The 24,188-nt window shown below is 54.2% G+C and carries 43 protein-coding genes; 23 read left to right on the plus strand and 20 right to left on the minus strand.

Going from position 1 to position 24,188, the window contains the following annotated elements; genetic code table 11:
- Positions 1-24 precede the first annotated feature (24 nt).
- From JDW22_RS11905 to JDW22_RS12010, 22 genes are all read left to right on the plus strand, one after another.
- The gene (locus tag JDW22_RS11905) at positions 25-465 is read left to right on the plus strand and encodes a phage tail fiber protein (protein ID WP_200523230.1); all 441 of its coding nucleotides are present in this window, start codon (positions 25-27) and stop codon (positions 463-465) included.
- 1 nt (position 466) lies between these two features.
- Positions 467-913 carry a hypothetical protein gene (locus JDW22_RS11910; protein ID WP_200523231.1) on the plus strand — a complete coding sequence of 149 codons (447 nt, stop codon included), beginning with the start codon at positions 467-469 and terminating at the stop codon, positions 911-913.
- Between the two features lie 23 nt (positions 914-936).
- Positions 937-1,059 (plus strand): hypothetical protein, encoded by a 123-nt coding sequence (locus JDW22_RS14035; RefSeq protein ID WP_268884248.1) that lies wholly within the window; start codon positions 937-939, stop codon positions 1,057-1,059.
- Between the two features lie 28 nt (positions 1,060-1,087).
- A complete protein-coding gene (locus JDW22_RS11920) occupies positions 1,088-3,766 on the plus strand; it encodes a glycoside hydrolase family protein (RefSeq protein WP_200523232.1) in 2,679 nt (892 codons plus the stop codon).
- A 12-nt stretch (positions 3,767-3,778) separates the two neighbouring features.
- Positions 3,779-4,180: a lysozyme inhibitor LprI family protein gene (locus JDW22_RS11925; RefSeq protein ID WP_118786813.1), complete on the plus strand. Its 402-nt coding sequence runs from the start codon at positions 3,779-3,781 to the stop codon at positions 4,178-4,180.
- Positions 4,181-4,463: 283 nt separating this feature from the next.
- Entirely contained in the window at positions 4,464-5,330 is an 867-nt protein-coding gene (locus tag JDW22_RS11930; protein WP_200523233.1) for a BRO-N domain-containing protein, read from the plus strand.
- A gap of 68 nt (positions 5,331-5,398) precedes the next feature.
- Positions 5,399-6,058, plus strand: coding sequence for a phage baseplate protein (locus tag JDW22_RS11935; RefSeq protein WP_200523234.1), 660 nt, complete (start codon positions 5,399-5,401; stop codon positions 6,056-6,058).
- Between the two features lie 237 nt (positions 6,059-6,295).
- Positions 6,296-6,592, plus strand: coding sequence for a phage baseplate plug family protein (locus JDW22_RS11940; RefSeq protein WP_200523235.1), 297 nt, complete (start codon positions 6,296-6,298; stop codon positions 6,590-6,592).
- Positions 6,582-7,469 (plus strand): baseplate hub protein, encoded by an 888-nt coding sequence (locus JDW22_RS11945; RefSeq protein ID WP_200523236.1) that lies wholly within the window; start codon positions 6,582-6,584, stop codon positions 7,467-7,469. Before JDW22_RS11940 ends, JDW22_RS11945 begins: the two co-directional genes overlap by 11 nt.
- Positions 7,447-8,160: a Gp138 family membrane-puncturing spike protein gene (locus tag JDW22_RS11950; RefSeq protein WP_200523237.1), complete on the plus strand. Its 714-nt coding sequence runs from the start codon at positions 7,447-7,449 to the stop codon at positions 8,158-8,160. The genes JDW22_RS11945 and JDW22_RS11950 overlap by 23 nt, the downstream gene beginning before the upstream one ends.
- On the plus strand, positions 8,157-8,507 hold the full coding sequence (locus JDW22_RS11955) for a hypothetical protein (RefSeq protein WP_200523238.1): 351 nt from the start codon (positions 8,157-8,159) through the stop codon (positions 8,505-8,507). The genes JDW22_RS11950 and JDW22_RS11955 overlap by 4 nt, the downstream gene beginning before the upstream one ends.
- A complete protein-coding gene (locus JDW22_RS11960) occupies positions 8,504-9,682 on the plus strand; it encodes a baseplate J/gp47 family protein (RefSeq protein ID WP_200523239.1) in 1,179 nt (392 codons plus the stop codon). The genes JDW22_RS11955 and JDW22_RS11960 overlap by 4 nt, the downstream gene beginning before the upstream one ends.
- Positions 9,679-10,311 carry a DUF2612 domain-containing protein gene (locus tag JDW22_RS11965; protein ID WP_200523240.1) on the plus strand — a complete coding sequence of 211 codons (633 nt, stop codon included), beginning with the start codon at positions 9,679-9,681 and terminating at the stop codon, positions 10,309-10,311. The genes JDW22_RS11960 and JDW22_RS11965 overlap by 4 nt, the downstream gene beginning before the upstream one ends.
- Before the next feature lie 3 nt (positions 10,312-10,314).
- On the plus strand, positions 10,315-11,256 hold the full coding sequence (locus tag JDW22_RS13760) for a hypothetical protein (protein ID WP_235965503.1): 942 nt from the start codon (positions 10,315-10,317) through the stop codon (positions 11,254-11,256).
- Positions 11,257-11,258: 2 nt separating this feature from the next.
- Complete coding sequence (locus JDW22_RS11975; RefSeq protein ID WP_200523241.1) at positions 11,259-11,969, plus strand: DUF4376 domain-containing protein; 711 nt, start codon at positions 11,259-11,261, stop codon at positions 11,967-11,969.
- Positions 11,962-12,429: a hypothetical protein gene (locus JDW22_RS11980; protein WP_003794974.1), complete on the plus strand. Its 468-nt coding sequence runs from the start codon at positions 11,962-11,964 to the stop codon at positions 12,427-12,429. The genes JDW22_RS11975 and JDW22_RS11980 overlap by 8 nt, the downstream gene beginning before the upstream one ends.
- A gap of 61 nt (positions 12,430-12,490) precedes the next feature.
- On the plus strand, positions 12,491-12,757 hold the full coding sequence (locus JDW22_RS11985; protein ID WP_003794976.1) for a hypothetical protein: 267 nt from the start codon (positions 12,491-12,493) through the stop codon (positions 12,755-12,757).
- A 76-nt stretch (positions 12,758-12,833) separates the two neighbouring features.
- Positions 12,834-13,208, plus strand: coding sequence for a hypothetical protein (locus tag JDW22_RS11990; RefSeq protein ID WP_200523242.1), 375 nt, complete (start codon positions 12,834-12,836; stop codon positions 13,206-13,208).
- A complete protein-coding gene (locus JDW22_RS11995; protein ID WP_200523243.1) occupies positions 13,205-13,474 on the plus strand; it encodes a hypothetical protein in 270 nt (89 codons plus the stop codon). Before JDW22_RS11990 ends, JDW22_RS11995 begins: the two co-directional genes overlap by 4 nt.
- Positions 13,475-13,554: 80 nt before the next feature.
- The gene (locus JDW22_RS12000) at positions 13,555-14,034 is read left to right on the plus strand and encodes a M15 family metallopeptidase (RefSeq protein ID WP_200523244.1); all 480 of its coding nucleotides are present in this window, start codon (positions 13,555-13,557) and stop codon (positions 14,032-14,034) included.
- A gap of 86 nt (positions 14,035-14,120) precedes the next feature.
- Complete coding sequence (locus JDW22_RS12005; RefSeq protein WP_200523245.1) at positions 14,121-14,336, plus strand: hypothetical protein; 216 nt, start codon at positions 14,121-14,123, stop codon at positions 14,334-14,336.
- A gap of 2 nt (positions 14,337-14,338) precedes the next feature.
- Positions 14,339-14,824: a hypothetical protein gene (locus JDW22_RS12010; protein ID WP_200523246.1), complete on the plus strand. Its 486-nt coding sequence runs from the start codon at positions 14,339-14,341 to the stop codon at positions 14,822-14,824.
- Positions 14,825-14,980: 156 nt separating this feature from the next.
- On the opposite strand, the gene JDW22_RS12015 is transcribed toward JDW22_RS12010, so the two are convergent.
- Both JDW22_RS12015 and JDW22_RS12020 read right to left on the minus strand, forming a co-directional pair.
- Complete coding sequence (locus tag JDW22_RS12015; protein ID WP_200521590.1) at positions 14,981-15,382, minus strand: hypothetical protein; 402 nt, start codon at positions 15,380-15,382, stop codon at positions 14,981-14,983.
- The gene (locus JDW22_RS12020; RefSeq protein WP_200523339.1) at positions 15,379-15,591 is read right to left on the minus strand and encodes a hypothetical protein; all 213 of its coding nucleotides are present in this window, start codon (positions 15,589-15,591) and stop codon (positions 15,379-15,381) included. Before JDW22_RS12020 ends, JDW22_RS12015 begins: the two co-directional genes overlap by 4 nt.
- 57 nt (positions 15,592-15,648) lie before the next feature.
- Here JDW22_RS12020 and JDW22_RS12025 point away from each other — a divergent pair, with 57 nt between their 5' ends.
- Complete coding sequence (locus JDW22_RS12025; RefSeq protein ID WP_200521588.1) at positions 15,649-16,119, plus strand: lysozyme; 471 nt, start codon at positions 15,649-15,651, stop codon at positions 16,117-16,119.
- Between the two features lie 12 nt (positions 16,120-16,131).
- Here the strand turns inward: JDW22_RS12025 and JDW22_RS13765 are convergent, their stop codons facing one another.
- The 18 genes from JDW22_RS13765 to JDW22_RS12110 form a co-directional block, all read right to left on the minus strand.
- The gene (locus JDW22_RS13765; RefSeq protein ID WP_329610760.1) at positions 16,132-16,575 is read right to left on the minus strand and encodes a site-specific integrase; all 444 of its coding nucleotides are present in this window, start codon (positions 16,573-16,575) and stop codon (positions 16,132-16,134) included.
- A 15-nt stretch (positions 16,576-16,590) separates the two neighbouring features.
- The gene (locus JDW22_RS13770) at positions 16,591-17,121 is read right to left on the minus strand and encodes a hypothetical protein (protein WP_235965505.1); all 531 of its coding nucleotides are present in this window, start codon (positions 17,119-17,121) and stop codon (positions 16,591-16,593) included.
- 81 nt (positions 17,122-17,202) lie between these two features.
- The gene (locus JDW22_RS12035; protein WP_200523247.1) at positions 17,203-17,373 is read right to left on the minus strand and encodes a hypothetical protein; all 171 of its coding nucleotides are present in this window, start codon (positions 17,371-17,373) and stop codon (positions 17,203-17,205) included.
- A complete protein-coding gene (locus tag JDW22_RS12040; RefSeq protein ID WP_200523248.1) occupies positions 17,363-17,692 on the minus strand; it encodes a hypothetical protein in 330 nt (109 codons plus the stop codon). The genes JDW22_RS12035 and JDW22_RS12040 overlap by 11 nt, the downstream gene beginning before the upstream one ends.
- Positions 17,685-17,933 (minus strand): hypothetical protein, encoded by a 249-nt coding sequence (locus JDW22_RS12045; RefSeq protein ID WP_200523340.1) that lies wholly within the window; start codon positions 17,931-17,933, stop codon positions 17,685-17,687. The genes JDW22_RS12040 and JDW22_RS12045 overlap by 8 nt, the downstream gene beginning before the upstream one ends.
- The gene (locus JDW22_RS12050; protein WP_200523249.1) at positions 17,866-18,270 is read right to left on the minus strand and encodes a hypothetical protein; all 405 of its coding nucleotides are present in this window, start codon (positions 18,268-18,270) and stop codon (positions 17,866-17,868) included. Before JDW22_RS12050 ends, JDW22_RS12045 begins: the two co-directional genes overlap by 68 nt.
- On the minus strand, positions 18,251-18,514 hold the full coding sequence (locus tag JDW22_RS12055) for a hypothetical protein (RefSeq protein WP_200523250.1): 264 nt from the start codon (positions 18,512-18,514) through the stop codon (positions 18,251-18,253). Before JDW22_RS12055 ends, JDW22_RS12050 begins: the two co-directional genes overlap by 20 nt.
- A 214-nt stretch (positions 18,515-18,728) precedes the next feature.
- A complete protein-coding gene (locus JDW22_RS12060; protein ID WP_003797429.1) occupies positions 18,729-19,247 on the minus strand; it encodes a TIGR02594 family protein in 519 nt (172 codons plus the stop codon).
- Positions 19,248-19,460: 213 nt separating this feature from the next.
- Positions 19,461-19,886, minus strand: coding sequence for a Mor transcription activator family protein (locus tag JDW22_RS12065; RefSeq protein ID WP_200523251.1), 426 nt, complete (start codon positions 19,884-19,886; stop codon positions 19,461-19,463).
- 86 nt (positions 19,887-19,972) lie between these two features.
- Positions 19,973-20,401 (minus strand): gp16 family protein, encoded by a 429-nt coding sequence (locus tag JDW22_RS12070; protein WP_200523252.1) that lies wholly within the window; start codon positions 20,399-20,401, stop codon positions 19,973-19,975.
- Positions 20,402-20,517: 116 nt separating this feature from the next.
- Complete coding sequence (locus JDW22_RS12075; protein ID WP_200523253.1) at positions 20,518-20,697, minus strand: hypothetical protein; 180 nt, start codon at positions 20,695-20,697, stop codon at positions 20,518-20,520.
- 3 nt (positions 20,698-20,700) lie between these two features.
- Positions 20,701-21,357, minus strand: coding sequence for a BRO family protein (locus tag JDW22_RS12080; protein WP_200523254.1), 657 nt, complete (start codon positions 21,355-21,357; stop codon positions 20,701-20,703).
- A gap of 258 nt (positions 21,358-21,615) precedes the next feature.
- Positions 21,616-22,344: a hypothetical protein gene (locus JDW22_RS12085; RefSeq protein WP_200523255.1), complete on the minus strand. Its 729-nt coding sequence runs from the start codon at positions 22,342-22,344 to the stop codon at positions 21,616-21,618.
- Positions 22,345-22,396: 52 nt separating this feature from the next.
- On the minus strand, positions 22,397-22,558 hold the full coding sequence (locus JDW22_RS12090) for a hypothetical protein (RefSeq protein ID WP_200523256.1): 162 nt from the start codon (positions 22,556-22,558) through the stop codon (positions 22,397-22,399).
- Between the two features lie 10 nt (positions 22,559-22,568).
- On the minus strand, positions 22,569-22,886 hold the full coding sequence (locus tag JDW22_RS12095) for a hypothetical protein (RefSeq protein ID WP_200523257.1): 318 nt from the start codon (positions 22,884-22,886) through the stop codon (positions 22,569-22,571).
- Positions 22,883-23,278: a DUF551 domain-containing protein gene (locus tag JDW22_RS12100; protein WP_200523258.1), complete on the minus strand. Its 396-nt coding sequence runs from the start codon at positions 23,276-23,278 to the stop codon at positions 22,883-22,885. The genes JDW22_RS12095 and JDW22_RS12100 overlap by 4 nt, the downstream gene beginning before the upstream one ends.
- Positions 23,275-23,541: a hypothetical protein gene (locus tag JDW22_RS12105; RefSeq protein ID WP_200523259.1), complete on the minus strand. Its 267-nt coding sequence runs from the start codon at positions 23,539-23,541 to the stop codon at positions 23,275-23,277. The genes JDW22_RS12100 and JDW22_RS12105 overlap by 4 nt, the downstream gene beginning before the upstream one ends.
- A gap of 3 nt (positions 23,542-23,544) precedes the next feature.
- Positions 23,545-24,153 carry a DUF3164 family protein gene (locus tag JDW22_RS12110; protein WP_200523260.1) on the minus strand — a complete coding sequence of 203 codons (609 nt, stop codon included), beginning with the start codon at positions 24,151-24,153 and terminating at the stop codon, positions 23,545-23,547.
- Positions 24,154-24,188: the final 35 nt, after the last annotated feature.

A 24,188-nucleotide genomic window follows, 5' to 3' on the forward strand; every position in this document is an offset into this window, starting at 1 on the left:
CGGCCTCTTTGCAAAGGAAAATATATGCAAACCGTATCAGACCGTACCCTGACCGCCGCCAACAGCATCCTGCTGATGCGCGTGAAAGGCTTTAACGACAACTTCGTACAGATTGAAGGCTACGCCGCCGACAATGCCTTCGACTTCGGACAAGGCAAAATCGGCGAAACCATGATGGGCGTGGACGGCCAACAGTCCGGTGGCTTCACGCCCTACGAAGTGGACTTCAACATCCAGCTTGCGCCCACCAGCAAATCGCGCGACTACTTCGACCAATTTACCAATGACATCCTGCAACGTCAGGAAACGCGCATGGTGGAATTTTCGGTTGAGATTCCCGCCGTGAAGAAACGCTACACCGCTACCGGCTTCTTGGTAGAAATTCCGGGCGGTACAACAGCCAAGAAAACGCTGGAATCCTCCACTTACTCATTCCGCATCGTAGTGAAACCGGAGGAAATCTGAAATGGCGTTGAAGAGCAAGCAAATCACGATTGAGAATGGGCGGGATAAAGGCCGCGTGTTCCTGATTACCGAAATGCCCGCCGCCCATGCCGACAACTGGGCGATGCGCGCCCTTTTGGCATTGGCCAACAGCGGCGTGGATTTGGGCGGCATCTCCCCTCAGCAAGGGATGATTGGCATGGTGGGGGCAACGCTTGGCGCATTGGGCAAAGTCAAGCCTGAAGACGCTATCCCGCTCTTGAACGAACTGCTGGACTGCGTGCAAATTATTCCCGAAGGCGGCCAGCCGCGCCCGTTGAATATGGACTTCAACGACGTGGAAGACTTCACGACACTGTGGCGGTTGCGAAAGGAGGTGTTCGCATTGCATACCGATTTTTTGCAACACGCCTTTGGCCTGACCTCGGCATCGGGCGGGGAAGAGGAAGCCGGCAACAAGGCTACCTGAACCTGACCCAAACCATCGGCGCGTTGGTTTCCTCCCGTATATGCAGCCTGCACGAACTGCAAACCGTGTACGGGCTGGAAGATGCCTTTAACCTGCTTGAAATCGTCAATACCGATGCCTTCAACAAGGCACAACAGGCTGCCTGAAATCAGGTAGCCTTTTTTAGGAACCGCTATGGCAACAGTAATTGATACCCTGTTTATGGAATTGGGCATTGACTCGTCCAAATTCAGCCGGGAAGCCAAGCAGGCAGTCTCCAAATTGGACGACATGACCGAGGCATTTGAAAAGGCAGAGGCAAAAACGGGCAAATCCGGCAAAGGGTTGGACAAACACGCCGAAAAGGTCAAACAGAACGTCAAACAGGCCAAGAACCTTACCGAAGCAATGGGGAAGGTGGCAAAAGGCGCTGCCGCGCTCTTTGCTCTCGTTACTGGCTCAAATGCGCTGGATAAGTTGATCCGTGAGACCACTGAAGCCAACGTGCAGCTAGACAACTTATCTCACAATATCGGCATGAGCCGTAACCAGCTCCAAGCATGGGGCGGCATGGCTGAAATGGCGGGCGGTCAGGCCGATGCCATGAGAGGTAGTTTGGCTGGGCTGAGCATGAGCATTACCCGGCTCACTACCATGGGCGACACATCCATGGTGCCGTTCTTTAATGCGTTCGGGGTGGCGTTGCTCAATGCCGACGGCAAAGCACGCAACCTAGACAGCATCATGCTGGATCTGGCCGACCGCTTTTCCAAGATGGACAGGGTGCAGGCCTACAATCTGGCTAAAAGCATGGGCTTGGATGATGGCACTATCAACACATTGCTGCTTGGGCGTGCCGAAATGGAAAAGATGCTGGCCTTACAAGACCGGCTCTATCGCTCCGGTGAGAAAGAAATTGCCGTCAGCCGCGAACTGACCCGCTCCCGTGCCTATCTCAACCAGCAATGGGATGCGCTGAAAAACATGATTGCCGATGCACTCGCCCCGCATTTACTGCGCCTGGTGAAACTGGTCAGCAGCTTTGCCGATTACCTGATGCGCAATGAAAACACCATGAAGCATGTTTTCGAGGGATTGGCTTTCGTGCTGGGCGTGGTGCTGATTCCCGTGCTGTGGTCGGCAGTAACGGCGCTGTATGCCTTTATTGCCCCATTCGCGCTGGCCGCTGCTGCTGTGGCTGCTCTGGGTGCTGCGTTCGTGCTGCTTTATGACGATTACAAAACTTGGGCGGAAGGCGGTAAGAGCCTATTCGACTGGGGTGCGTTCACCAACTACATCAAAACATCGAAAGTATCGGTGGACAGCCTTACTAAAGGCTTCACCTATCTGCTCACCGGATACACATCATGGGCGGAAGCCGGGAAGAATTTGTTTGATTGGCTGCGCCTGAAGGGGTTTATCGATGAAAACGGGGTATCCTTGCGCTCGTTGGCCAACGGTTTCAAAAGCCTTGCCAACGACATCTACCAATTCGTTGCTCCCGCATTGGAAGACCTGGGAGAAATCTTCGATGCCCTGATGAACCGCGATTACAACCGCGCTTGGACGGCAGCCAAACGCTTGGCCATGCGCCCGGTAAATTTCGTGGCGGAGCAGGTACAGAGCGCCGCCGAACGGGTATCCGGCGCAGTTGATGTTGCTACCGGCCACACGCCAAGTTCCCCGGGTTCGGCTCAGGCGGCGGTACGAAGCCTAGGATCGGGAGAACGTGTCGCCAAACAGATGTTTTCCCCAGGTGGCACGATTTACTTCGGCGATAGTATCGCTCACGGCTACCGTAGTGTGGTAAACGGCACAGGTTCAACTAGAGTGGGTGCTAATCCGCAGCAGGTATTGGGCTTCATCAACGGCTATTCCGGCAACTTGCAAGGCCAAACCGTGATTCTGTCGTCCGGTATGAGTAACAACCCGAACGATACCGACGGTATCCGCGCCCAAATCCGCGCATTGCGCGCCAGGGGAGCGAATGTGCGGCTGCTTGGGGTATCCAATACCTACAATCGAAACGGCCAAACCGGCGCGAGAATGAACGCCCTGCTGGGACAAATCGCCCGTGAGGAACACGCCACCTTCCAAGGAGGCTTCCAAGCAGGCAGGGATAACATTCATCCTGCCAGCTACAGCTCGCAACCTTGGCTGGGCGGCGGTTCGCGGCAAAACTCCGCAATGGCAGAAACGCTCGCCATGATTAGGAAGCATGAAAGCTTCTCCAGCCGTACCTATTGGGACGTGAATGCTTACCGCTTAGGCTACGGAACGGATACCATCACCGACCGCAACGGCAACGTCCGCAGAGTGCGACAGGGTGATGCCGTTACCCGTGAGGATGCGGAGCGTGATTTGGCACGCAGGGCGCAGATTTTCAGAAATGCAGCGCGTCAGAAAATCGGCGCGGCAGAATTTGACCGCCTGCCAGCCAAAACACAGGCCGCCATTACTTCGGTTGCCTACAACTACGGCAGCTTGGATAAATTGCCGTCTTTGGTAAGGGCTGTCCGCAGCGGCAACCTTCATGCTATCTCCCAAGCGATTGCCGCCCGCCAAGGAGATAACCGAGGCGTAAATAGAAAAAGACGACTGGAAGAAGCTGCTGCAGTATTATCTGACCTGAACAGCCGCCCCATCGGCGGACAAGCCGTTGCCGAAAATGCGCAGCGCGGTTTGCAGTCTATGCAACAAGGCGCTGTCGCCCGACAACAGGCGCAGCAGATTACCAACAACAGCAATATGCAGTTCGCCATCAATGGCGGTATTCATGTACAATCTTCGGCCAGCACTATAGACGGCACGATGGAGGATGCCTCTGCCGCCGCCCGTAACAGGCTGGTGCAAATTATGCCGGCGATGGTTTAATTTGGAGGGAATATGAAAAGGTTGTTATCAGCAGCAATATTGTTAGCCGTCGGTTTAGCGTATGCCGACTCAAACATAGATTATCAATCACAGTATGACCAATGCATTGATAGAATTACTGCCCCATATAATGGGGCAATTGCGGCCTGTGCTAGAAGTGTTGATGCTTTAGTAAGTGAGGATTTGAATAATACTTATGAGAATATCTACAACTTCTATGCCAACGATAACAACCCTTACTCTCCTGAGACTGCTAGGCTGTTAAAAGCCAGTCAGGTTGCTTATTTGGATTATCGTAGCAAAATGTGCCAATTTAGAAATCGGATTGGTGCAATGCCTATGGACGTGATTTGCCCGATGGAGATGAATATTAGGCGGCTAAGAGAGCTTCAAGAGTATAAATTAGGACAGTAAAATTCAATTCCCCCTTGCAGATGCAAGGGGTTTTGTTTATGATGACCACACTACTAAATAAACAGCGGTCTCATCGCCCCGTCAGCGCGCATTTTTTGTGTCTATCGGTTTCGTTGCTCTCTCCTTGCATGAGATTAGCGGCACAAAACGCCAAGTTTCTCTGGCGGGTCTATACGCAGAAATACAACACCTTCGGGGAATACTGCGAGCCGTCTGTTTACGGTAGTTGAAGCCCGCCGCCCTATTCAGTGGCAATCACTCACTAAATAAACAGGAGTTCATCATGAACGCTCAAATCTCTCTGTCTTTCCGCGACGTAAACTTTGATATTACCGACATTCACGGTCAGCCTTGGTTAAGGAGCTTCCAGATTGGAAGTGCCTTAGGTTATAAAAATCCATCATCAGATATGGCAAAACTTTATGACCGCAACGCCGACGAATTTACCGACAGCATGACCCAAGTCATCGAACTGCCAACCGCAGGCGGCAAACAGCAGGTGCGCGTATTCAGCCTGCGCGGCTGCCACCTGCTCGGCATGTTGGCACGAACCAAAGTGGCCAAAGAGTTTCGCCGTTGGGTGTTGGATGTGCTGGAGAAAGAAGTTTCAGGCAGCCAGCCCAAACTTGCCAAAACCACTGTTGCCGACCGCACTCCGTTGCGCCAAGCCGTTTCTGCGCTGGTCGGCAAATGCAATATCGACTACTCGTCCGCCTACAGCATGGTGCACCAGCGTTTCGGCGTGGACAGCATCGAAGACATCCCCGCCGAGCGGCTGAACGACGCAGTGCAGTACGTTCACGCCCTCACCCTGTATAGCGGTTTGAACGGAGAGGTGCTGGATGCGCTGCCGCCGCAGATGCAGGGCGGCGGTATCCTGTTGTCCGACCATGAAATCAGTCGTTTCGCTACGGTTACCTATTTTCTCGACTGGGCGACCCGCCAACTGTATGATTTGAGCGAACCCTTGAAACAACTGGGCGCACGCGACAAGGGCGTGGCGGCTTATACGCTACGCATGGAATCGCATAGTTGGCTGAAGCATTGCCGCGAAACGTTGCAACGGGTGCAGCCTGAAATGCGCGATGCGTATTTCCGCGAGCATGTGGCAGGCAGTCTGCGCCGTATGGATGCCCTGATGCTGAACTGATTTTCAGGTAGCCCCCAACCCCGCCCCGTATTCCACGGGGCTTTTTCTTTAATCTCAGAGGTAAACATATGGCTTGGAACTCAATCGGCATCCCAAATATCCCGAAACTGCCGACCAATATAAGCGGCGCACTGATTAAATTCGGCGGCGCGGCACTCATCAACGCCGTTTTCGGCAACTACTGGGGCATTTTTGGACAAAACGGTATTCCGCTGCTGTTGTCGGATAACGTAACATCAGTCAAACACCAAAACACCTCCAAAGTGTCCAATGCGCCTATTGAACGCGGTTCGTTCGCCAGCTACAACAAGGTGGGCGACCCATTCACGGTAACGGTGCAGATGAGCAAGGGGAGCGGCGGTGTGTTTGCACGGGGCGCGTTTCTCGGATTGTTGGATACGTTGGCCAACAGCACGGATTTGTTCTTGGTCATCACGCCGGAAGCCGTTTATCCGAACATGGCGATTACGGGCTACGACTACGCCCGCGAAGCTTCGGACGGGGCACGGCTGTTGAAGGTCAATATTCATTTGGCCGAAGTGCGGCAGGTGGAAGTGAAATACACCAAAACCAAGCCGGACGGTGCGCAGGCACAACAGGACGGCGGCAAAGTGCAGCCCAAACCCATGCAGAACAACGAATCCGTTTTATCGGTGGTGCGCGGAGCAGCCAAAGACGGGCTGGGAAGAGTTGCCGACACGGTCAAAAAGGGCTTTGGGCTGAAATAAAAAAACGAAACCCCGCAGGGCGGCAACTCTGCGGGGTTTCTGTATTTAACCTTAGAACGGGTAAGGAAAAATCATAAAGTGAAGTATAAACGAAAACACAGATTAAGGGTAGGTGGGAAAATGAGTAAACATGGAGCGGATAAGGCCGGCTTGGTGCTGGCGTGGGGGGTTGCGCTGTCGGCGGTAATTTCGGCAGTAGCACTGCTGGTCTGGGCTTTGAAATAAGGCAGCCTGAAAATGATTTACCAAATCCCCCTAAAGTCTGTCCCGGTGCAGAAAGTGAGCGCCACACTGGGCGGGCAGGAAGTAACCATATCGCTGCTGCCGCGGTTGGGCAAGCTGTATGCCACTGTGTCGTCAGATGGGCGCGTGCTGATACGCGAACGGTTATGCCTGCACGGTATGCCGCTGGTGGGCGAGGCTTATCGCGGCTTTCGCGGCGAGCTTTATTTAGTCGATACCGCAGGCAGCCTAGACCCGCAATGGCAGGAACTGGGCAGCCGTTTTATTTTGGTGTACCGCGATGAGCATTAAAGAAAAAATCCTGCGTATCAGCATCAAACTGGGGCAGGAAAAAGACGTATGGGATGCGAAAGGCAACGATACGCTGGTGGTCGAAGGTTTGCGCACCTCCTGCCAAATCAACTACGGCAACGGCGCGGTGATGCCGTCCGCCCGCATCAAAGTGTACGGCTTGAAGCTGGACAGCATCATGAAGCTGCTCCGCGTGAAATGGAACACCGAGCAGGCAATGATGAACTTGGTGCAGGTGGAGGCAGGCGAGCAAGACGACTTGAGCGTGGTCTATACCGGCAATATCACGTTTGCCTACCCCGAAATGGGCGGGGCGCCGGATATTTGCTTGGTTATCGAGAGCCACACCGCCGTTTTGTGGCAACTCAAGCCTGCCGAAGCGGTCAGCCACGAAGGCGAAACCGATGTGGCAAAGGCCATCGAAGCCATTTGCAAACGCATGGGCAGGCGTTTTGAGAACAACGGTGTAAAGGCCAAAATCAGCAACCAGTATTTGGACAATACCGAATTGGGCAAAATACAGCAGATTGCCGCTAATGCCTATATAGACGTGTACATCGACAACGAAACCATCGCCATCACGCCAAAAGGACAGCCGCGCATGATTGACGTACCCATCGTCAGCCCCACCACCGGCCTAATCGGCTACCCGATACCCGATTTGCAGGGCGTGAAGCTGCAATGCCTGTACGACAAAGCCCTGCGCTTCGGCGGACTGATTGAGGTCGCAGGCAGCCTGATTGAGCAATGCAACGGCAGATGGCGCGTATTCGGGCTGTCGCTGGACTTGGAAAGCCAAACGCCGGGCGGTAAATGGCTGGCCGACATCAAAGCCGCCAATGTGGAGGATACAAATGCCAAAGTCGCAACAAAATAATTGGGCGCAATACCGCCCCGAACAAACACAAGGCGGCGCAGGCGAAATCGGCGCAATCGTGTCGGGCATCGTCTCGCGCATCCAAACCGTAACGCTGGTGCGCGTGGTGAAAACCAAATCGGGCGGACTTGCCCCTGTAGGGCTGGTGGACGTGCAGCCGTTGGTTGCCCAAATCAGCGGCGACGGCACGGTTATGCCGCACGGCATCATCTACAACGTGCCGTATTTCCGGCTGCAAGGCGGTGGCAACGCCGTGATTATCGACCCCGAACCGGGCGACATCGGCATGTGTGGCTTTTGCAGCCGTGATATTTCCAGCGTCAAGCAAAACAAAGCGCCGTCCGCTCCGCAAAGCAGGCGGCGTTTCGATTATTCGGACGGCCTGTATTTCGGCGGATTCCTGAACGGCACGCCCAAGCAGTATATCCATTTTAAGGACGGCGGCATCAAGCTGTTTTCCCCCGGCGATATTGAGATGGAGGCGGCCAATATCCGCCTGAACGCCAAAGGCGGTGTAAGCAGTACATCGCAAACCTTTCAGGCCAACACCCAAACCACGGCGCAATTTACGGGTGGCGGCGGGATTTCTGCCGACGGCGACGTGAAAGCTAAAGACATCAGCCTGCTCAATCACCCACATTCAGGGGTGCAGAGCGGCAACGACCAATCAGGCAAACCGGTGGCAACATGAATACTCTCTATCTTGACCCGCAAAGCTGGGATTTGGTCTTGGATACAGCAGGCAATATCGCGCTGGCCAAAGACCCCTACGCCAAAGCGCAGGATGTGGCTTCGGCGTGCCGCCTGTTTGCGGGCGAACTGTATTACGACACAGAAAAGGGCATCCCCTATTTTGAAGAAATGCTGGGTAAAAAACAGTCGTTCGCGCTATATCGGCATCGGTTGGTGCAGGCTGCTTTGTCCGTCCCCGGCGTGGTGGCGGCAGACGTGGCCGCCGAACTGCGCGACGGGCGCGTGCTTTCAGGCAGCCTGAAATTTACCGACGACGCCCAAAAACAATATGAGGTAACGCTATGAGCAGTCATGTCCCACCCATTCGCTTCACGCCGCAGGGCTTGCAGATTCCGACCGAAACCGAAGTGCTGAACGGCGTGTTGGCCGACTTCAACGATGCTTTCGGCGGCGGTTTGAATCTGAATCTGGAAACGCCGCAGGGGCAGCTTGCCTCCTCGCTGGCTGCCGTGATTGCCGACAAAAACAACGTGATTGCCGAACTGGTCAATCAAATCCACCCCGAATATGCCGAAGGCGTGATGCAGGACGCGATTGCCCAAATCTATTTCTTGCAGCGCAAACCCGCCACCGATTCGGCGGTGGTATGTGAGTTTATCGGGCTTCCCGGCACACAGATTCCGCAGGGATTCATCGTGCAGGATGCCGCGGGCAACCAATGGGCGTTGCAGCAGGAAATCGGCATTCCCATCAGCGGCAAAGTCAGCGGCACGCTTATTGCCGCCGGGCAGATTGAAGCCCCCTCCCACAGTGTGAACGTTATTTATCAAGCCTTGGTGGGGCTGGACAGGGTGGATAACCCTCGCCCTGCCGTTCCCGGTCGGGCGGAAGAGAGCCGCGCCGAATTCGCCGAACGCAGGCGGCGCAGTGTCGCCATCAATGCCCACGGAACACCGCAGGCGGTGTATGCCAACGTGTTTGCGCTGGACGGGGTGCGTGATGTGTACGTCATCGACAACCCAAAAGGCCAAAACGTGCAGGCCGGCGCGACCAACTACACCCTCAAGCCGCACAGCATTTATGTGGCGGCGGTGGGCGGGGATGATACGGCAGTGGCAGAAGCCGTGCTGCGCTACGCAGGCAGCGGCTGCGATTTCAACGGCAACACCGAAATCACGGTGTACGACCATAGCTACAACGACCCGAAGCCCGCCTATCAGGTCGCCTTCATGCGTCCGAACGAGTTGCCGGTGTATTTCCGCATCAAAATTGAGCGTGGGGCGTTTATCGGTGCGGATGCTGCCATCAAGCAGGCCGTTATCAATGCCTTCAAGGGGCGCATCGGCGCGAACCTCTACGCTATCCGCTACGTTGCCCCCGTGGTGAAGGCCGTGCCGAACGTGCATGTGTTGGACGTGGAAATCGGTTTGTCGTCCGGCAGTATGGGTAATTTTGTGTCGGTCGGCATTGACCAGACCCCCGTTGTCCGTGCCGAAAATATCGAAGTGGTGAGCGTATGATAGACGTCAAGGAAACCGTTATCAGCCAATACGCCAACAGCCCGGTCATTTGCCGCCTGATACGGCGGTTTGACGACTGCATCGACCCGCGCACCGACAAGCAACGGTTTTACGATACCGTGTGGAACGTTTCTACCGCGCAGGGTTTCGGGCTGGATATTTGGGGCGCGATCGTCGGTATTGGTCGGGAAGTCATGATTAGCGCGCAAGACGAATACATCGGCTTTTCGCAGGGCTTTACCCCGTTTGACAACGGCGTATGGAGCACGGGCGAGGGCTTGGAACGGAGCTATCGTTTGGACGACGACACCTACCGCCGCGTGATTATGCTTAAAGCGATGAGCAACATCATCTATGCCACCGCCCCGCATATCAACCGCCTCTTACGCGAGATGTTCGGCTCGCGCGGTCGGGCGTATTTTGTGAAAAACGGCACGATGGCCGCGCGTTATGTGTTTGAGTTCTACCTCCTGCCTGTTGAACGCGCCATCATCCGACAAAGCGACCTGTTGCCGCGCCCCAGCGGCGTATTACTAGACTTTTACGAGCCGGAGGCAGATAAAACCTTCGGCTATATCGAAGCCAATTTAGCACCCTTCGGCGAGGGTGCTTTTTTTATGGGAGTTTAAACCATGCCACAACCAAAATTGCTATCCAAGCCATGGGCAGCGGACGGACTGAAAAACAACATCCCCGCCGAACGCAACGGCGGGTTAGCTCAGGAAGCCGCTACCTATGCCGAAGGCTTCCCGAGCATCACCATGACGCCGATTTCCGTCGGCGGCAAACCCCCAAGCGGGAAAGATATGAACGGCGTGCTGAACGAAATTAGCGCACACACCGTTTGGCAAAACCAGGGCGGACGTTATCGCTTTGACCAAGCCTTTTGCGACGCCATCGGCGGCTACCCCAAAGGCGCAGTGCTCATCAACGATACGCTGGATACCGAATACATCAGTCTGGTGGATGCGAATACCCACAATCCGAACAATGGGGGGAATAGCGGGAAATGGGAGGTTTTTTCTGGGAGGTATTTTCATAACAAGATACTGTCGCTTGAGATAGACATAAATAAAATGCTACTCGTCGGCAGAATCGACTTGTTGCCGTTCCGCCCTGAGGATTTACAGGGACGCGGGTGGTATCACGCCAACGGCGACCGGTACGGCATCAATACGGCGCAAGGCGAAGCATTATTAGCTTTACCCGAATACTACCGCACCGCATTTAACATTGCTGCATCGGGCGGGTTTGTCAATCTACCGAATATGTATCACAACGACGGGCGGGGTTATTTTTTGCGCGCCTCTCAAATACTAGGCAAGATACAAGGCGATGCCATCCGCAACATCACTGGTTCGGCTGCCGCCTATATCCATGATAACGACCACGCCACACAAGGCGCGTTGTCTGTAACCGACAAAGCTCAACGCGGGCTGGTATGGCAGCGCAACGAAGATAACTATGGCGTACTGGCAAAACTTAACTTTAACGCGTCCGCCGCCGTCCCCACCGCCGATGAAAACCGCCCGCTCAACATCGGTTTTACGCCGGCCATCTATTTGGGAGTATAGCCATGCAGAACCATTACTTTGATACAACCGACCCCCTGCATCCTTATCTTTACAGCACCGCCGCCAATCCCGACAGTATGCCTCCGGACAACGCATTACGTATCGGGCCTATACATCGGGACGGATTTTGGCCGTGCGAGACCGACGGACAGTGGCAATATCTGCCCGACTATCGCGGCAAAACCGCTTACCGCACGGATAATGGACAGCCTGAAACCGTGCAAACGGTGGGCGAGTTGCCCGCGCATTTAACCCTAACCGCCCCGCCCAGCGAACTGCATCAATGGAACGGCAAGACATGGACGTTAAGCAAAGAAGCCGCCGCAGCCGTTAAAGCCGAGCAGCAAGCGGAAATGTGGGAACGCATCAAAGCCAAACGCGCCCAATCCTGCCATGCGGGCATCTATATTAAATCGCTAGAAAAATGGCTGCACAGCGATGCCGACAGCCGCCAACAATACACTTTTCTGCGCACGCTGAATAAGCTGCCCGAAGACCTAGTATGGAAAACCCTAGACAACAGCTTTGTGCCTATGACGCGCGAGCTGCTGGACGAGTTGAGCTTAAAACTGATTGCCGATGAGCAGCACGATTTTCAAAACGCCGAGCGGCATAAAGCTGCCATGCTGAAAGCAGAAAACCCGCTGGAATACGACTATTCAAGCGGGTGGAGCGCAGCCGAGTTAATGGACAAGGAGGTGCAACATGGATAACCGCATTGTTTTGGCGTTGTACAAAGGCAACCGCAGCGGCAAGTGGTACAGCCCCAGCGTGCTACAAGCGCGGCTGGGCGACTGGTTGATACGAAAATTCACACGCAGCCCTTACAGCCATTGCGAAATCGCCGTAAATAAGGGAAATGGGCAATACGACTGCTATTCCGCCAGCCTGCGCGACGGCGGCGTGCGCATGAAAACCATGCCGCTGCCTGCGGATAAGTGGGATTTAATCCCCGTCAATCAGCAAGATGCCTACATTGATGTGCTGAACTATTTTGCCCAAACGCGCGGCAAACCGTATGACTTTATCGGTGCGTGCGGCGTTATTCTCGGCATTAAAGGCAGCCTGAAAAAGTGGTTTTGCTCGGAATGGTGCGCGGCGGCACTTGGGCTGCAATATCCTGATAGATACAGCCCGCAGGCGTTGGCAAACTGGCTGCGGCAGCCTGAATAAAAGCCAAACAATTCAAATAGTGGTTTAAAATCTTGTTTTTATCACTTTTTGGAGAATAAGCATGGAAAACGACGAATTGGTTCGGCTTTTTATTGAACGAGGCGTTATCAGCACTGAAGAACGTGTAAAGGAGCTTGAAAAAAGGGGTTGGGTGAAGGTAACGCCCGAGGGATTTAATGATGTCTGCAAGGAGTTTGCGGAGAAAATGAAAGAAAAGTATCCCGAAATAGAGGTGCCAACTTGGGACGATTTTAAAAAGAGTATCGCCCAGCAAAGCAAACAAAATATGTTGGATATGTTGCTAAGAGCATCAGGGCAGAAATCTTAATCATCAAGGCAGCCATTTTCAGGCTGCCTTTTTTTATGGAGAAAAGCATGGATTTAAATGGCAGAAAGGAGCGGCAATGCCAGTAAACACAATCAACACCGCCGCTGCGGTTAATATCAGCGCAATCGGCATCGCGGGGACGTTTTTGGGCATGCCGATTGAGGCTTTGGTGTTGGGCGCGGTGGGCGGCGCGGTGGCTTTGGGGCGCAGCGAGCCGAGTGGACGGCGGCAGGCGGTGTCAGGGCTGATTGCCAGCATGATGTTGGCGGGGACGGCATCGCCACTGGTGGTGGAAATGGGGGCGCATTATCTGCATTTGAGTGATGCGTCGCTGCTCAAAGCCTTTGTGCCGTTTGCCATCGGGGCAACGTGGCAATGGTTTTTGCCCAAGCTAACCGTGTTGGCAGAAGCGTGGTTGCAGAAAATCTTTAAAAAGGGAGACGGTCAATGAACGAGTATTTGGACATGATTTGCGGCATGGTTATTTTTGTTTATTGCGCGTGTCGTTTGGGTGGGCGAACGTGGAAGTGGCACGATTTGGAGTTTTGGGCGCATTTGGTGCTGGTTGGCAGCGCGGTGGCGATTGTAGCGCGGCAGGAGCAAATGCCGATGGAAGCGGTGCTGTTTCGGCTGGGCGTGGCGGGCTATTTTTTGGCGCAGACGTGGAAGATTTGGCAGATGCAGCGGCGGATGAAACGGCGCGTGAATGTGGTTTGAGAATAGTCGGGCAGTCTGGAAATGGGTTTCAGGCTGCCTTTTTTGCGCCCGTGCGGCGCGTTTTTTTATGGAGTAAAACTATGTATCAACTAGGAAAAACCAGCCAACAACGCCTTGTCGGCGTGCATCCGAACTTGGTGAAAGTAGTGCAACGGGCGATTGAAATCACCGCGCAGGATTTCGCTGTAAACGAGGGTTTGCGCACTTTGGAACGCCAACGCCGCCTTGTGGCTTCTGGCGCATCGCAAACGCTTAACAGCAAGCATTTGAAGCAGGCGGATGGCTTTGGGCACGCGGTGGATTTGGTGCCGTGGGACGATTTTGACGGCAACGGCACATCGGAAATGAGCTGGCATTGGGGGCATTTTTACCCCATCGCCGAAGCGATGCGAGCCGCCGCCAAAGAATTAGGCGTGCGCGTGCGCTGGGGCGGCTGTTGGCAATGTTTAAACGACACCACTAAACCCGCGCAGGAATTGGTGGCGGATTATTCCGCGGCGCGGCGGGCGGCAGGGAAAAAGGCGTTTATGGATGGACCGCATTTTGAGTTGGCAGCCTGAAACCCCAAAAAAACAACCCCTGCAAGGCGGCAACCTTGCGGGGGTTTTGGTATTTAGCTGAAAAGTAACCCTACATGGAGTTAAGCGTGGAAGATTTTAAACCAATCAATATTAAAAGTAAAACGGGAGTATCTATGAATGTGCATATTCAAGGGCAAATGACGCGCAAAGGGACAAAGCAAGTGGCACAAATCTTGGCGCATGAAACAGGGCAGGGGTTGAAGTGGTTATTGATTTGCGCGGGAATGGGCGTGGGATTCTTGCTATTGTGCTACGGTATTTCGTTGATTAAATGGTGGTAAACATGAACAAACCCCTACTCTACACACTCGCCATCGCCGCCATCGCCTTCGCCCAATACCGCGCCTTGCAACGGTGGCACGACAAGGGCTACAGCGAAGCCGCCGCCAAGTATGAGCAGCAGGCGTTGGCAGCGGAAAACGCGCGTATCAACGCCGTGCGCCAAACCGAACAGCAAGCTGCGCAAACCTACGCGGCGAAATTGCAAACCATTGAACAGGAGAAACAAAATGCACAAACTGCTAACGCTACTTTGCGCCGTGAGCTTGACCGCTTGCAGCAACGTGTCGCCGCCCAAGCAAATCAAGGCGGAAGTGTTAAAAACGTGTCCCCAACCGCCCGCCCATCCGCCGATGCAAACGCTGCCCAAGGCTGGGTTTTACTCGGAGAGTGCAGCAAACACTATGCAGCAATGGCTGAAATAGCGGATGGGCAACGCGATAAGCTGGCAGAGTGGCAGGCTTGGGGGGAAGTGGTGGATGGGATGTAGCTAATCCAGCATATCGGGCGTTGCAGCCGAAACGGGATTAGAATGCTTGGGCGGTACTCAATAATTTATTTGATGGTGGCGACATAGGCGTCGCTGCCATTTTTGAAAGGGAAACCCAATAAAAAAATCCGCACGGGGCGGATTTTGGGGAAGCCGTTATTCTTCGGTGTTCCTCTGTTTTTCCAAAACCTGGGCCTTGCCCCGGTTCAGCCCGGCGAAGTAGCCCAAAAGCACTGCCCCACCGATTTTAATCAGTTCCAGTGCGATTTCCGTATTGCCCGTCATCATGGCGCAAATGAGAACGAGTGCGATGAGCAGCGATACGACGCCGAACAGCATGAGACGCGATTTGCTGACCGAGGCAAACACATTGCCGCGCTTGTCAAAGTCCTCCTTTTGCGCGGCGATGGTTGCCAAAGCGATGCGCTCGTTCGAGGCGATTTCGTCGCGGCGTATGTCGAGCTCGGCGCGTTTGTTGGCAAGCTCCTGTTTTTGGTATTCCAAAAATTCGCGTACCAGTTCCTGCTGGTTGTCCGGCTGTTCGGGCAGCATGTTCATACCTCTGCCAAAACGGGGACTTTATAGTGCACACGGAAAAAGCCGTAGCCGTCTTTGCCCAATTTGGGCGGGACGAACTCCACTTTTTCTATGTTGTCTGATTTATTTTTGATTTCGTCAAGATAGGTTCGGGCGTCAAAAACGCGTTCTTTATACGGAATAAGTATTTTAATATCAAATCTCCTTAGGGGGATTAACTTACGGCGCAAAATTATCGCGGGATAATAACCGCCGCAAGGCAAACTTGTCAAACGAAAGGACAAAACATGAACGAAAACTTGAAAGTAGATGATTACGGCCTCGAACTGCTGGAAAAATTCGAGGGTAAAAGCCATCAGGCATACCGCGATAGTGTGGGCATCCCGACTATCGGCATCGGCTTTATCCGCTACACGCTGGGCGATAAGGCGGGACAAAAGGTGCAGATGGGCGACGTGATGACGGACGGCGAAATCCGCGCCGAACTTGCGAGCCAAATCCAAACCTACGAAAAAGCAGTGCGTGATGCGGTGCGGGTCGAACTGACCCAATCACAATTTAACGCCTGCGTGAGCCTATGCTACAACATCGGCGCGAAAGCGTTTGCGGGTTCGAGCGTGGTGCGTGAACTGAACCAGCGAAAATATCAGGCAGCCTGCAAAGCCTTTGAGCTGTGGAACAAGGCGGGCGGCCGCGTGGTGCAGGGGCTGGTGAACCGCCGCGCGGCAGAACAGAAAGAGTTTTTCCGCAATGGTTAGACGGGATACGGCCTAATCCAGCATATCGGCAATTTCTGCCATATCGGGTCGGTAGTACACATTGAGCAAGATGCTCAAATCGCGGTGCCCTGATATTTTTGCCAGCGTTTCCACAGGCACTTTTTTGGATAGTCGCGTTAGGGCTTCGCGGCGGCTGTCGTGGAAATGCAGGTCTGTGATGCCGCAGTTGTCGCGGGCGCGGCGAAACAGCACGTCTAGGCTGTGCGCTTGGATTTTGAACACGCTAATCGGGTCAATCGGGCGCAGTTTTTCCAATAGGGCGATGGCACGTTTGGTTAGAGGGACATCGCGCGGATGCCCGTTTTTGCTTTGGGCAACGTGGGCGATGCGGCGGTCAAAGTGGATGTTTTCCCATTTGAGCGCGCAGATTTCGCCTGCTCGCATGGCGGTCTCTATAGCAAAGAGTAGGGCGCTGGCGCAACGCAGGGTAATCAGATGCGGTGCTCGGTTTCAGGTGTAGTGTAGGGCTTCGCAGATTTGCCGGATTTCTTGCGCGCTGGGGCGGCGGGTGCGCTCTTTGGATGCTTGTGGTTTGCTGATTTTGCGCACGGGGTTTTCGCGCAATAGCCCCCATTCTTTCATGGCGTGTTCGCAGACGGCGGAAAGTGTGGATAATTCGCGTATTACGCTGTCGGTTGATACTTGTCGCAGGCGCTCGTCGCGCCAGTCGGCAAAGTCTTGCGGGCGCAGGTCTTCCAGGCGGATATGTGATAGCGGCGATTTTAAAATGCCGTTGATGCGATAGGTTTCGGAACGGCTGCCGCGTTTTTTGACGGTTTCGGTGCTCAAATATCGTTGTAAAATGTCGCCAAAGAATACGTTTCGGCTTTGATTGCCTTGTATCCCGTCTCGGATTTCTGTTTCTACGCGCGCCGCCCATGCTTTGGCATCGGAATGCCGCTCAAAGGTGGCAGAACGCGAAACGCCGCGCATTCGGATTTGCACGCGCCATTTGTTGCCTCGTTGGATAATGGTTGCCATGGTGTTTTTGGTGTAATTTTTGGTGCAATCATTATCGGTTAAAAGCGGTTTTGTGTGTAGGTTTGGTGGGCGTGTTATTTTTTAATACGTTGTTTTATAGAGTGAAATAGGGTGTTTGTGTAGGATGAGTGGGCGTTTAGAGTTGCTCTCCTGCTCCGCCGCACGCAGCTTGGCAGACAGCCCGTTAATCCAAAACCAGCCCGCCGCCGTCGCCACGCCCCACAGGGTTTTAAAAGCAAATTCAAAGTTCATTCACGCCCCCTTTAAAGCGTACTTGGATATATTCTTGCCGCGCGTCGCCCAGCACAAAACCGTCCGGCGTGCGCGCCAAAAGGCAGCCTGCAAACAGCGTTTGCAGCAGCGTTTCCTCGCCCGTCACATCGTCGGCCAGCCGGAACACCGCGTCAAAATCCGTGTCCAGCCCCCATGTAAACGCCACGCGGTGGCGCATCAGCACATCGGCCACACGCCGCACAAATGCTTCCTGCTCACGCGCGCGGCTCAACCCCATTTCCAACCGCGCATGGTGCACGGCAATCACGCGCTCCACTTCGGCACGGTAGCTATTCACGGCTGATTTCTCCATACCACGCCTGCCAGCCCGAAATCTGACCCTCCAATTTTTGGCAATACGCGCCGTAGCGCACGGCATGGTGCAACAGTTGTTCGGGGGAGCCGCTGCTGGGGCGTTCGGGACGCTCGTGTTGCAGCAGCAGCTCGGTAGAGACGGGCGGCACGCCGCCCTTAATCGGGGTAGCCGAAGGCGCGGTTGTAGAGGTGCAGGCTGCTTGCGCCGATACCAACGCAATCATGGCCGCTGTTTTTATCCTGCTCAATCGCATGGTCAATGTCCTTGCTTAATAACTCTGTCTGTTTGTCCAGCCGCACGCGGATTTGTGCGAGCTGCTCCCCTTGTTTTTGGGCAAACTGCTGCCATTGCTGCTGTTGTACCAATGCAGCCTGCAGGGCGGCAGTGTGCCGCTGCTCGGCGGCGAGTTTTTCTTGCGCGTATTGCGCTTTCAGGGCGGCGGTTTCGGTTTGGTGGTCTTGCCCCGCTGCACGTTTTCCGCCCGCCCATGCCACCGCCGCAACGGCCAGCAGCAGGGCAGGGCTGCCCCATGCGCGGTATTTAATCAGCGCTGCCCACATCGTCCTGCTCCTTGCTTTGGTTGATTTGCGCCACCTGCGGCACGGCGGCGATGCCGCGTTTAATCAGCGCATAGCCGCCCACCATGCCGCCGTATGCCCACCACAGCCACTCGGGCGCATCAGGTGTTTGGATAAATTTGTAGGTCATGCAGGCGGCGGTGATGTTTGCCCAGAGTTTAGTGTGGCTGATTTGTCCCGTAGCGGGGTTGGCGATTAAGCCCGATAGCCATTTGAGCAGCTTCATTATCGTTTCCCTTTGCGTTTAGCCCGCCGCGCCGCTGCTACGCCGCTGTGGCGATGTTTACGCAGCGCAACACCGCCCAATGGGTGCGGCTGCGGGCGCGGTCGGCTGGGTTTTTTTAAAGTCAGTTCAGGCGATGGCGGCGCAAGACTGGTTAGGCTTAATGCCACCAGCGCACCCAATACAACAGAGTGCCGTTTCATTTTTAGGCGGCCTCCTAGCGTTCGTTGCGCGAAACTTGCCCATTGCTGTCCAACAACGGCAACTCAAAGCGTTCAGGCTTGGGCGCAGATTTGCGTCCATCTGCCCAATCCAGCCACACATAGCCCGCCACGCGGCTCATCGCAAATGGCTTAATGTTCACCGCATTGCCCTGATTGCCGCCCAGCACCATCAAATTGCCCTGCTTGTCCTTGCCCACCACAAAGCCCACATGCCCGCCGCCCGCGCGGTCAAAAACGACTACGCAGCCATAGGCAGGTTTATCCAAGCGCGTGCCTGTGTTCAGCCAGTCTTTGGCGCGATACCAATGCTGCGGCAAAGCGCGTTTCGCTTCGCGTGCGCAATGGGCAACGAATGTGCCGCACCACGGCATTTCGTCATCTTGCCACCATGCGTTTAGGCTAATTAGCCAGTTGCGGATTTTGCTGTTGTGTTCTTTGCCCGCGATTTCGCGCGTGCCGATTTCGCGGCGGGCGATGGCAAGCCATGCCAGTTCGGAAGGTTGTGTATTCATGCTTATTCCTTTTAGGGTTTAATGATGGTTTCAGTAGGTTGCCATCATGCCCAAACCGCAGCCGCACCAGTCAGACGCAAGGCTTCGCCCCACGCAAAAAGGCAGCCTGAAACCCCAAGCAAGGTTTCAGGCTGCCTATTTATTTCACGCCTATTTTGTCATAGCAAAAAACCGCCCAACGCGCTGCCACGTTAAACGGTTTTTAAATACTCTTCAATCAAACAACGCCCCCTGCACCGCCACCTCCTCCCGCTCCGCCAAAATCTTATCCGCCGTGCGATGCGACAGCCCAAATTGTGGGCAAAGCTCGGTTAAAGCCATCGCCTTGCTGGTTTTGCCGCCATCGGTCAAAGCCATAAATGCCGCCCGAAACCGCCGATTGCGCACCTTGCGCAGCTGCACCGTGCAGCGCGGAATATACAACTCATCCCCGCCAAACACCGCCGCCAGCTTGTCCGCGCCCGCCTTGCCCACCGCTTGGCGCAGCAGCTTCATGCGCGCGGTGTTGTGCCGCCCCTTGCCAAATTTAAACCGCGCCCCGCCAATCGAGCGCACCAGTTTTTCCGCCCCATCCAGCCCAATCACCTCCGCAATCTGCCGCATGCTTTCAGGCAAACCGCCCCATTCGTCTTTTTGCATTCAAACGCTCCGTATTCTGTGTTAAAATTCAAACCCATACCATTATTATTTTGAATACGCCTGCGCTTAATGCGTGGGCTTTTTTTTCAGGCTGCCTTGTGCGCCTCGCGCTTCGCTTGATAATTCAGCGCCGCCAACACCTTGCGCATCTGCTCGCCATCGCAGCGTTGCACCGTCTCCACCCCAAACATCTTGCGCGCAATGCCGTGCGCATAAGCCCAGCTTTTGCCCGTTTGCGTGAGCAATGCGCCGATTTTGCGCATCATCGCGCCATGCCCTGCAAAATGCAGCGGCGTGCGTTGATAGCCCTGCGCGCCCGCATCCGCGCCAAAGCCTTTTTGCTGCAACAGATTAAGCACCGCCGCAAGCTGGTTGTCGTCCATGTCCTTGCAGCTGTGCAGCCCCGTGGCTTGCGAAAGCAGACCACGGTACACATCGTCGTCCAAACCCAGCTGTTTTTTGGCAATGTGGATTTTGCTTATCATTTTTTGGCGATGGGTGGTGGCATGACTCACGCACTTTCTCCTTGAATTAAAAATAAAAATCTGCGGCAATTATACCAAAAAAGGCAGCCTGAACGGCAAAAAACCGCCCGAAAGCGGGGAAATTTTCGGGCGGCGGAACAATGTGTTTATTCGCTTTCTTGGCAGTAATACCACCAGCGCAGATAATCGGATAATACCAACAGCAAATTAGCGCAATTTTCGGTTTGCACGGGGTTTTGCGTTTGGTCAAACAAACCGTGGGCGGTCATTTCCAAGGCGCAGCTGATTTCGCCGATGCCGCAACGCGGGGTGATGGGCTGTTGCATGGTTTAGCCCTCCAACGACAAAGGCTGCTGTTGCGCCTTAAACGCCAAAGCCTGCTTCATGGCGGCATAACCCGCACGCCCGTGGCGGGATTTTTCGGGGTCGGGGCGGTAAGACAACACACCCAATTCGTCCAGCAGTTTCAGCCGTTCGCGCACCGTGGTGCGGGATATGTCCAACAACTTGGCCATTTCCAGCTGTGTCAGCCCTGCGGCGTAATAGCGCGCCAAATTGCCCAATTGCGGATGCTCGCGCAGATAGGCGGCCTGTATCCTTTCGGCGCGGTCAAACGCATATTGCAGCGTTTCCCTGTCCACTTCCAGCATATCGTGCGCTGGTTCGGCCAGTCTGACCTTTGCCCATGCGCGGAACGCTTTGGCGTTCGGCGTATTGGCAAAAAAGCTCAGCAGGTTGCAGCCTGAAAGCGAAAAAATCCTTGTGTTGTAATGCTTTCCGTCAGTCGCCATCAATTTGATGGTAACTGAGTCGCCGTCCGAAAATTCGTCTATGTGGCGGTTATAAAGATTATTTACGCCGTCGCGGGCGCGTTTTTCAGAAAACCCCAAAGCCAAGCCCAACTGCTCGGCAGTCAGCCATTTTCCGCCGTCATGGTCTATGATGGCGATTTGCTCGGGGTGGAAGGATGGAACGATAGCGTTCATATTGACTCCGTGATATTTAGTTTAACGATTGCCCACGGACAGGTGGGCGGGCTTCAACTACCGTATCACGACGGCGGAACGTATTCCCCTTGCGGGTATTGTATTAGGCTCTCTCGACCCGCCATAAGAAACTATGGCTGCCTGAAATACAGGCGTAAAAAAGCCGCAACTGACGGGTGCGAAAAAATCCGCGTGATATTTAGTAGTGGAGCTACTTTACGGCATAACGGGATTTTTTGCAAGGGTTTTGTCATGCGGCTAGGCTTCCTGATTCTGCCGGTCTTCCATCGCCTGATACTCCGACACGGCTTTACGGTACACTGCGGCATCGTTTGCTGCCTGTTGGAAAAGCTGTTCGATTTTAACGGCTGCCCTGTTTTTGGCGGCTTGGGTTTTGTAATTTGCCATTTTTTCTTTTAACGCAACAATCTGCGAAACATAATAATGCGTAGCCACCAGCCTGAATGTGTGTTCGTCTATTGGCGGGGAAATCAGGCGCTCCGCACAATCCCTTATCACACCCATGCGCGATTCCATGGTCTTGGCATTTTTGCTTTCAAAGATAATTTGCAGGGAATCCCAAATAATCTGCTCCGTGCGCTGCCGCGGGGTAAGCCGGCCGAGATAGGCATAGTGTCTTACATTCCGCAAAACCCGCTTATACACGGCCTGCCTGTGGGCAAGGAAACCGTCCAAAGTCTCGCATTCCTCGGCAAGCAGTGCCTGATGTTCTGCCCGCTGCCTTTGCCTGTTTTGGGCTTCCTCATGCAAATCGGCCTGCCAAGCGGCAATTTCTGCCTGCCGTTGCGGTTCGTCAGACTGTTGTTTCTTATGTTCGGAATAACGGGCAGCGGTCCAATCCAACAGTTTGCCCAATAAGTTAAACACCAGTGTTATCAAGATAATAACGCCGGGCAGAATCGGTGGTTTTTTCATTTTTTCTATAATTTGCATAATCGATACGTAAATTATAGAAAAATAAAACACAAACGGAAACGGACTGCATGCAATCCGTTTGGATTTGGAATTTAAGCCGTTTTCAAGCTGCCGCGCCATCCAGCCATGCGATGGCGGCAGCCAAGTCATCAAACTGCGCCACCACGCGGCGGCGTGGCTGCTGGTATCGTCGGTAATAATGCACAGGCGGCAACAGCTCGTAGCCCAGCCATTGCTTGCCTTCTTTTTTAATGCAGCGGTTCATGTTTCTGTCCTTAATGCTTCACACTCAGCTCGCTTTCGGCAAACGCCGCCGCCGTTTCCAGCTGCCGCAGGGTTTGCGCCACGGCATCCAGCAGTTCGGGCTGGTCTTTTGCTGCTTCCTGCGCCGCCAGCAGCAGCCGGTTTGCCGATGCACACATCTGCGGCAGGCTTTTGCGCGGGGCGCCTTGGCGGATTAAATCCACCAGCGCGGGCAAGCCCGCCAGCGCCAGATTGCACACGTTCATAATGTCCAGCACGCGCACTTCGCTTGCCAAAGCGTCGCATTCCAAGCGGTGGGATGCCACCGACAATTCTACTTTGTTGCTCATTGCGCGCTCCCATTCGTATTGTCTTGCGGGGGTTCGATCAGGGGTTGCCAGTGTGTAATTGTTTCGCTAAACGCTGCTGTTTCCCAATTCCACCTTTCTTCGTGATATTTTGACTCAATGCGTGTTGCAAAACCAAATACACCATCCGTCCATACAACCAATACTTCTTTGTTTATTTCGGGCAGTCTTTCTTCCACGCTTATCCATGCGGATTGTTGGGCACGGGCGAGCCATGCCTGCCATGCGGTGTGTCCCGCTGTGCCTTCGTACCTTGCTTCGCACGGACTCAAACGACCTGTAAACATAGCCCTGTGGTGCTCGGGGATCTGGTTGTATTCCCAATACCACGCTTCAAATGCCGCTCTTTCCTGTTCAATTTGTTCGGATGTCATTTTTGCTGCTCCTTCAATTTTTTCACGCCGTATGCTTTGGCGGCTACAACCTTGCCCGCATCCACATAGCGGATTTTCTCGCCGTCAGCCGAGCGGTGCCGCTCTCCGTACACCTTGATTTTCAACCTGCCATCGGGCATTTGCTTGATGATGTCGCAGTACATCAGGTAGCGGATTTCCGAAACCGAATTAAACGCGTGGGTACATTTCAACAGATACCGCCCCTGCCATTTTTCAGGCTGCCTTTGCATGATTTTTCTCATTGCCTAAACCCTCGCAAAATCCAAAGCCAGATGCTCGTATTCGCCCGTTTCTTCGTTGCGCTGATAGTAGCGGATGTATTCGCGGGTGGCTTGCGTGTGCAGGCTGTCGGCAATGGCTTTCATGGCGCGCTGCCATTTTTCGTCGGCGATGTCCAGCTTGCGCAGGTCCAACACTTTGCGCACGTTGATTTTGCCTTCTTGGCTCACGTCAAACGCTTGCAGCACAAAGGTTTTCAGCTCGGCGCGGCTGTCTTGCGTCCATTCGTTCAGGCATTCGTCAATTAAGGCTTTGGCGGCTTGCAGGCGCTCGTCAAAGTGCAGCACATCGGCTTGGGCAATGGCAATGCGCAGTTTGCCATCAAAGCTGGTGAGCGTGATGTTGCCTTTCACGCTGCGTTTCGCGCCGTATTGTTCCACGCTCAAATCAATAAAGGCGTTGGCATCTGCCATTTGCTGCGCTTTGAGTTCTTTCATTTGCTCGCGCAGCGGCAGCACTTTGGCGAAGGCTTCGCGGATAAAGTCATCACGCGCCAAATCAATCGGTTTGATGTTGTCCACGGATACTAAATTGCCGCGTGCGTCTTGGCGGTATTGGGATAAATCAATAGTCATGGCTATTTCCTTTTGTTGCTTGGCAAGGCTTGCTT

This window comes from Kingella bonacorsii (genome assembly GCF_016623605.1).
In the GTDB taxonomy this organism is placed as follows: domain Bacteria; phylum Pseudomonadota; class Gammaproteobacteria; order Burkholderiales; family Neisseriaceae; genus Kingella_B; species Kingella_B oralis.

Excerpts from the sequence above, each read along its gene's own strand:
- JDW22_RS11905 (WP_200523230.1), top strand. The coding sequence starts at position 25 with ATGCAAACCGTATCAGACCGTACCCTGACCGCCGCCAACAGCATCCTG.
- JDW22_RS11910 (WP_200523231.1), top strand. The coding sequence starts at position 467 with ATGGCGTTGAAGAGCAAGCAAATCACGATTGAGAATGGGCGGGATAAA.
- JDW22_RS11920 (WP_200523232.1), top strand. The coding sequence starts at position 1,088 with ATGGCAACAGTAATTGATACCCTGTTTATGGAATTGGGCATTGACTCG.
- JDW22_RS11925 (WP_118786813.1), top strand. The coding sequence starts at position 3,779 with ATGAAAAGGTTGTTATCAGCAGCAATATTGTTAGCCGTCGGTTTAGCG.
- JDW22_RS11930 (WP_200523233.1), top strand. The coding sequence starts at position 4,464 with ATGAACGCTCAAATCTCTCTGTCTTTCCGCGACGTAAACTTTGATATT.
- JDW22_RS11935 (WP_200523234.1), top strand. The coding sequence starts at position 5,399 with ATGGCTTGGAACTCAATCGGCATCCCAAATATCCCGAAACTGCCGACC.
- JDW22_RS11940 (WP_200523235.1), top strand. The coding sequence starts at position 6,296 with ATGATTTACCAAATCCCCCTAAAGTCTGTCCCGGTGCAGAAAGTGAGC.
- JDW22_RS11945 (WP_200523236.1), top strand. The coding sequence starts at position 6,582 with ATGAGCATTAAAGAAAAAATCCTGCGTATCAGCATCAAACTGGGGCAG.
- JDW22_RS11950 (WP_200523237.1), top strand. The coding sequence starts at position 7,447 with ATGCCAAAGTCGCAACAAAATAATTGGGCGCAATACCGCCCCGAACAA.
- JDW22_RS11955 (WP_200523238.1), top strand. The coding sequence starts at position 8,157 with ATGAATACTCTCTATCTTGACCCGCAAAGCTGGGATTTGGTCTTGGAT.
- JDW22_RS11960 (WP_200523239.1), top strand. The coding sequence starts at position 8,504 with ATGAGCAGTCATGTCCCACCCATTCGCTTCACGCCGCAGGGCTTGCAG.
- JDW22_RS11965 (WP_200523240.1), top strand. The coding sequence starts at position 9,679 with ATGATAGACGTCAAGGAAACCGTTATCAGCCAATACGCCAACAGCCCG.
- JDW22_RS13760 (WP_235965503.1), top strand. The coding sequence starts at position 10,315 with ATGCCACAACCAAAATTGCTATCCAAGCCATGGGCAGCGGACGGACTG.
- JDW22_RS11975 (WP_200523241.1), top strand. The coding sequence starts at position 11,259 with ATGCAGAACCATTACTTTGATACAACCGACCCCCTGCATCCTTATCTT.
- JDW22_RS11980 (WP_003794974.1), top strand. The coding sequence starts at position 11,962 with ATGGATAACCGCATTGTTTTGGCGTTGTACAAAGGCAACCGCAGCGGC.
- JDW22_RS11985 (WP_003794976.1), top strand. The coding sequence starts at position 12,491 with ATGGAAAACGACGAATTGGTTCGGCTTTTTATTGAACGAGGCGTTATC.
- JDW22_RS11990 (WP_200523242.1), top strand. The coding sequence starts at position 12,834 with ATGCCAGTAAACACAATCAACACCGCCGCTGCGGTTAATATCAGCGCA.
- JDW22_RS11995 (WP_200523243.1), top strand. The coding sequence starts at position 13,205 with ATGAACGAGTATTTGGACATGATTTGCGGCATGGTTATTTTTGTTTAT.
- JDW22_RS12000 (WP_200523244.1), top strand. The coding sequence starts at position 13,555 with ATGTATCAACTAGGAAAAACCAGCCAACAACGCCTTGTCGGCGTGCAT.
- JDW22_RS12010 (WP_200523246.1), top strand. The coding sequence starts at position 14,339 with ATGAACAAACCCCTACTCTACACACTCGCCATCGCCGCCATCGCCTTC.
- JDW22_RS12015 (WP_200521590.1), bottom strand. The coding sequence starts at position 15,382 with ATGAACATGCTGCCCGAACAGCCGGACAACCAGCAGGAACTGGTACGC.
- JDW22_RS12025 (WP_200521588.1), top strand. The coding sequence starts at position 15,649 with ATGAACGAAAACTTGAAAGTAGATGATTACGGCCTCGAACTGCTGGAA.
- JDW22_RS13770 (WP_235965505.1), bottom strand. The coding sequence starts at position 17,121 with ATGGCAACCATTATCCAACGAGGCAACAAATGGCGCGTGCAAATCCGA.
- JDW22_RS12035 (WP_200523247.1), bottom strand. The coding sequence starts at position 17,373 with ATGAACTTTGAATTTGCTTTTAAAACCCTGTGGGGCGTGGCGACGGCG.
- JDW22_RS12045 (WP_200523340.1), bottom strand. The coding sequence starts at position 17,933 with ATGATTGCGTTGGTATCGGCGCAAGCAGCCTGCACCTCTACAACCGCG.
- JDW22_RS12050 (WP_200523249.1), bottom strand. The coding sequence starts at position 18,270 with ATGTGGGCAGCGCTGATTAAATACCGCGCATGGGGCAGCCCTGCCCTG.
- JDW22_RS12055 (WP_200523250.1), bottom strand. The coding sequence starts at position 18,514 with ATGAAGCTGCTCAAATGGCTATCGGGCTTAATCGCCAACCCCGCTACG.
- JDW22_RS12060 (WP_003797429.1), bottom strand. The coding sequence starts at position 19,247 with ATGAATACACAACCTTCCGAACTGGCATGGCTTGCCATCGCCCGCCGC.
- JDW22_RS12065 (WP_200523251.1), bottom strand. The coding sequence starts at position 19,886 with ATGCAAAAAGACGAATGGGGCGGTTTGCCTGAAAGCATGCGGCAGATT.
- JDW22_RS12075 (WP_200523253.1), bottom strand. The coding sequence starts at position 20,697 with ATGCAACAGCCCATCACCCCGCGTTGCGGCATCGGCGAAATCAGCTGC.
- JDW22_RS12080 (WP_200523254.1), bottom strand. The coding sequence starts at position 21,357 with ATGAACGCTATCGTTCCATCCTTCCACCCCGAGCAAATCGCCATCATA.
- JDW22_RS12090 (WP_200523256.1), bottom strand. The coding sequence starts at position 22,558 with ATGAACCGCTGCATTAAAAAAGAAGGCAAGCAATGGCTGGGCTACGAG.
- JDW22_RS12095 (WP_200523257.1), bottom strand. The coding sequence starts at position 22,886 with ATGAGCAACAAAGTAGAATTGTCGGTGGCATCCCACCGCTTGGAATGC.
- JDW22_RS12100 (WP_200523258.1), bottom strand. The coding sequence starts at position 23,278 with ATGACATCCGAACAAATTGAACAGGAAAGAGCGGCATTTGAAGCGTGG.
- JDW22_RS12105 (WP_200523259.1), bottom strand. The coding sequence starts at position 23,541 with ATGAGAAAAATCATGCAAAGGCAGCCTGAAAAATGGCAGGGGCGGTAT.
- JDW22_RS12110 (WP_200523260.1), bottom strand. The coding sequence starts at position 24,153 with ATGACTATTGATTTATCCCAATACCGCCAAGACGCACGCGGCAATTTA.